Below are 5557 nucleotides of genomic sequence, written 5' to 3'. Positions count from 1 at the left end.
AGAAGTCCGGCGGTGTCCTACTCTCCCACAGGGTCCCCCCTGCAGTACCATCGGCGCTGTGAGGCTTAGCTTCCGGGTTCGGAATGTAACCGGGCGTTTCCCTCACGCTATGGCCGCCGAAACACTATTGATGTTTCAAACAAAAACCTTAGACACACAGCGTATGTGTGTTTCAGGGTTCTCGACCGTACATCGAGAACCACTCAGTGGACGCGTAGCACCAACAAATCGGTGTGTTATCAAGTCATCGGCTTATTAGTACCAGTCAGCTGCACACGTTACCGTGCTTCCACATCTGGCCTATCAACCCAGTAGTCTGGCTGGGAGCCTCTCACCCGAAGGTATGGAAGTCTCATCTTGAGGCCGGCTTCCCGCTTAGATGCTTTCAGCGGTTATCCATCCCGAACGTAGCTAATCAGCGGTGCTCCTGGCGGAACAACTGACACACCAGAGGTTCGTCCAACCCGGTCCTCTCGTACTAGGGTCAGATCCTCTCAAACTTCCTACGCGCGCAGCGGATAGGGACCGAACTGTCTCACGACGTTCTAAACCCAGCTCGCGTACCGCTTTAATGGGCGAACAGCCCAACCCTTGGGACCTACTCCAGCCCCAGGATGCGACGAGCCGACATCGAGGTGCCAAACCATGCCGTCGATATGGACTCTTGGGCAAGATCAGCCTGTTATCCCCGAGGTACCTTTTATCCGTTGAGCGACAGCGCTTCCACAAGCCACTGCCGGATCACTAGTCCCGACTTTCGTCCCTGCTCGACCTGTCAGTCTCACAGTCAAGCTCCCTTGTGCACTTACACTCGACACCTGATTGCCAACCAGGTTGAGGGAACCTTTGGGCGCCTCCGTTACTTTTTGGGAGGCAACCGCCCCAGTTAAACTACCCACCAGGCACTGTCCCTGAACCGGATTACGGTTCGAAGTTAGATATCCAGAGTGACCAGAGTGGTATTTCAACAATGACTCCACACGAACTAGCGTCCATGCTTCACAGTCTCCCACCTATCCTACACAAGCCACACCGAACACCAATACCAAGCTGTAGTAAAGGTCACGGGGTCTTTCCGTCCTGCTGCGCGTAACGAGCATCTTTACTCGTAATGCAATTTCGCCGAGTTCGCGGTTGAGACAGTTGGGAAGTCGTTACGCCATTCGTGCAGGTCGGAACTTACCCGACAAGGAATTTCGCTACCTTAGGATGGTTATAGTTACCACCGCCGTTTACTGGGGCTTAAATTCTCAGCTTCGCCTTGCGGCTAACCGGTCCTCTTAACCTTCCAGCACCGGGCAGGCGTCAGTCCGTATACATCGTCTTGCGACTTGGCACGGACCTGTGTTTTTAGTAAACAGTCGCTACCCACTAGTCTCTGCGGCCTCCAAACGCTTTCGGGAGTAAATCCCTATACGCCGAAGGCCCCCCTTCTCCCGAAGTTACGGGGGCATTTTGCCGAGTTCCTTAACCACGATTCTCTCGATCTCCTTGGTATTCTCTACCTGACCACCTGAGTCGGTTTGGGGTACGGGCGGCTAGAACCTCGCGTCGATGCTTTTCTTGGCAGCATAGGATCATCCACTTTTTATCCGCATCGTGTCTCAGCCTTGATGAGTCACGGATTTGCCTATGACTCGGCCTACGCACTTGCACCAGGACAACCATCGCCTGGCTTGGACTACCTTCCTGCGTCACACCTGTTAATACGCTAACCGCACCAGCATGGGGTCGTGCGCTAGGCCCAGAGCGTCACCCCGAAGGGATCAGTCACTGGGATTCAGACACTTAGCACTACTGGATTAGCTTGGGCGGTTCTTCGCCGGTACGGGAATATCAACCCGTTGTCCATCGACTACGCCTGTCGGCCTCGCCTTAGGTCCCGACTTACCCAGGGAAGATTAGCTTGACCCTGGAACCCTTGGTCTTTCGGAGGACGTGTTTCTCACACGTCTTTCGCTACTCATGCCTGCATTCTCACTCGTGTAGCCTCCACGGCTGGTTCACACCGCCGCTTCGCTGGCCACACGACGCTCTCCTACCCATCAACACGGCTGGACCACGAAGGCCTACCAATAATGTCAATGCCACAACTTCGGTGGCGTGCTTGAGCCCCGTTACATTGTCGGCGCGGAATCACTTGACCAGTGAGCTATTACGCACTCTTTCAAGGGTGGCTGCTTCTAAGCCAACCTCCTGGTTGTCACAGCAACTCCACATCCTTTCCCACTTAGCACGCGCTTTGGGACCTTAGTTGGTGGTCTGGGTTGTTTCCCTCTCGACTATGAAGCTTATCCCCCACAGTCTCACTGCTGCGCTCTCACTTACCGGCATTCGGAGTTTGGCTGACGTCAGTAACCTTGTAGGGCCCATCGGCCATCCAGTAGCTCTACCTCCGGCAAGAAACACGCAACGCTGCACCTAAATGCATTTCGGAGAGAACCAGCTATCACGAAGTTTGATTGGCCTTTCACCCCTATCCACAGCTCATCCCCTCAGTTTTCAACCTAAGTGGGTTCGGTCCTCCACGACGTCTTACCGTCGCTTCAACCTGGCCATGGATAGATCACTTCGCTTCGGGTCTAGGACATGCGACTGAATCGCCCTATTCAGACTCGCTTTCGCTACGGCTACCCCACACGGGTTAACCTCGCCACATATCGCTAACTCGCAGGCTCATTCTTCAAAAGGCACGCTGTCACCCCTACTAAGGAGGCTCCAACGGTTTGTAAGCAAACGGTTTCAGGTACTATTTCACTCCCCTCCCGGGGTACTTTTCACCTTTCCCTCACGGTACTTGTCCGCTATCGGTCATCTGGGAGTATTTAGGCTTATCAGGTGGTCCTGACAGATTCACACGGGATTTCACGGGCCCCGTGCTACTTGGGATACTCTTCGCGCCAAGGTTGGCATTTCGACTACGGGGTTGGCACCCTCTATGACCGGCCTTTCAAGACCGTTCGTCTATACCATCTTGTAACGCCGCCATCTCGGCAGAGACGACTGAAAAGTCCCACAACCCCGAATATGCAACTCCTGCCGGATATCACACACACTCGGTTTAGCCTGTTCCGGTTTCGCTCGCCACTACTAACGGAATCGCGGTTGCTTTCTCTTCCTGTGGGTACTGAGATGTTTCACTTCCCCACGTTCCCTCTACCCGCCCTATATATTCAGGCGGGAGTCACTAGGTCGGCACGCCGCCCAGCGGGGTTTCCCCATTCGGACACCCTCGGATCAAAACTTGCTTATCAGTTCCCCGAGGCTTATCGCAGATTGCTACGTCCTTCTTCGGCTCCAGATGCCAAGGCATCCACCGTTTGCTCTTAAAGACTTGAAATCACATGAGATGAATCAAAAACTCGACCCCCACCCGAAGATGGGAATCTGAAATTGACTAATGATCTTTAAGATCATCTTGTGCAACCAACCCGAAGGCCGGCTGCAAGATGCTCGCGTCCACTGTGTAGTTCTCAAAGTACGGGCGGTACCCCTCATCCCCTCCCACCACGGGGAGACAACGAAAGGCCCAGAGTAAACCGACTGCTCCCACTCCCCGAAGGAAATGAAGCGCATCCGGTCCCTCAGGACCCAACAGCGTGCAGACACCCCGCTCACCAAACCCCACTTTCCAACCGACCCGAAGGCCAGCGTACTCACGAGACTCAGCTGCGCTGATGTCATGTCAAATGTTCCACCCATGAGCTCCCAGCGAAGAACATACGCCTTCGATCTGGGTTCTGGACACCTACAAGAGGTGTCAGATGCTCCTTAGAAAGGAGGTGATCCAGCCGCACCTTCCGGTACGGCTACCTTGTTACGACTTAGTCCTAATTACCGATCCCACCTTCGACGGCTCCCTCCACAAGGGTTAGGCCACCGGCTTCAGGTGTTACCGACTTTCATGACTTGACGGGCGGTGTGTACAAGACCCGGGAACGTATTCACCGCAGCGTTGCTGATCTGCGATTACTAGCGACTCCGACTTCATGAGGTCGAGTTGCAGACCTCAATCCGAACTGGGACCGGCTTTTTGGGATTCGCTCCACCTCGCGGTATTGCAGCCCTTTGTACCGGCCATTGTAGCATGCGTGAAGCCCAAGACATAAGGGGCATGATGATTTGACGTCATCCCCACCTTCCTCCGAGTTGACCCCGGCAGTATCCCATGAGTTCCCACCATTACGTGCTGGCAACATAGAACGAGGGTTGCGCTCGTTGCGGGACTTAACCCAACATCTCACGACACGAGCTGACGACAACCATGCACCACCTGTTTACGAGTGTCCAAAGAGTTGACCATTTCTGGCCCGTTCTCGTATATGTCAAGCCTTGGTAAGGTTCTTCGCGTTGCATCGAATTAATCCGCATGCTCCGCCGCTTGTGCGGGTCCCCGTCAATTCCTTTGAGTTTTAGCCTTGCGGCCGTACTCCCCAGGCGGGGAACTTAATGCGTTAGCTGCGTCACGGAATCCGTGGAATGGACCCCACAACTAGTTCCCAACGTTTACGGGGTGGACTACCAGGGTATCTAAGCCTGTTTGCTCCCCACCCTTTCGCTCCTCAGCGTCAGTTACGGCCCAGAGATCTGCCTTCGCCATCGGTGTTCCTCCTGATATCTGCGCATTCCACCGCTACACCAGGAATTCCAATCTCCCCTACCGCACTCTAGTCTGCCCGTACCCACTGCAGGCCGGAGGTTGAGCCTCCGGATTTCACAGCAGACGCGACAAACCGCCTACGAGCTCTTTACGCCCAATAATTCCGGATAACGCTTGCGCCCTACGTATTACCGCGGCTGCTGGCACGTAGTTAGCCGGCGCTTTTTCTGCAGGTACCGTCACTTTCGCTTCTTCCCTGCTAAAAGAGGTTTACAACCCGAAGGCCGTCGTCCCTCACGCGGCGTTGCTGCATCAGGCTTTCGCCCATTGTGCAATATTCCCCACTGCTGCCTCCCGTAGGAGTCTGGGCCGTGTCTCAGTCCCAGTGTGGCCGGTCACCCTCTCAGGCCGGCTACCCGTCGACGCCTTGGTGAGCCATTACCTCACCAACAAGCTGATAGGCCGCGAGCCCATCCCCAACCGAAAAATCTTTCCAGACATTGACCATGCGGTCACATCTCGTATCCAGTATTAGACGCCGTTTCCAGCGCTTATCCCAGAGTCAGGGGCAGGTTGCTCACGTGTTACTCACCCGTTCGCCACTGATCCACCCAGCAAGCTGGGCTTCACCGTTCGACTTGCATGTGTTAAGCACGCCGCCAGCGTTCATCCTGAGCCAGGATCAAACTCTCCGTAAAAAAGAAATGCATACAACACCCGGAATAGGATGCCGCAGCGAGTTTGATGCTGACCAAAGAGACAAATTCATTGCTGACTTCATCCATCGCCAGTCCCCGGAAGGACTGGTCTTTGATCCAAAGGAATTCTCACCCCCACAAAAGTGGAGACGAGGATAATTTGGCATTTGACAAGTGCACGCTGTTGAGTTCTCAAGGATCGGACGCTCCCCCGACCCAGTCATCACAACCAGGCCCGAAGGGCAACTTCTCTATCTTA

At 54.6% G+C, this 5557-nt stretch carries 3 rRNA genes; all 3 read right to left on the bottom strand.

Annotated features, from left to right (window positions below):
• Nucleotides 1-4 precede the first annotated feature (4 nt).
• Nucleotides 5-121 (bottom strand): 5S ribosomal RNA (gene rrf, locus IPV10_RS16645).
• A gap of 114 nt (nucleotides 122-235) precedes the next feature.
• A 23S ribosomal RNA gene (locus IPV10_RS16640) occupies nucleotides 236-3340 on the bottom strand.
• 435 nt (nucleotides 3341-3775) lie between these two features.
• Nucleotides 3776-5298, bottom strand: a 16S ribosomal RNA gene (locus tag IPV10_RS16635).
• The 16S, 23S and 5S rRNA genes sit together here, the layout of an rRNA operon.
• Nucleotides 5299-5557: the final 259 nt, after the last annotated feature.

The sequence above is a fragment of the Microbacterium sp. SD291 genome, from assembly GCF_017355365.1.
Classification (GTDB): domain Bacteria; phylum Actinomycetota; class Actinomycetes; order Actinomycetales; family Microbacteriaceae; genus Microbacterium.
This window is presented reverse-complemented; position numbering and strand designations above follow the sequence as displayed.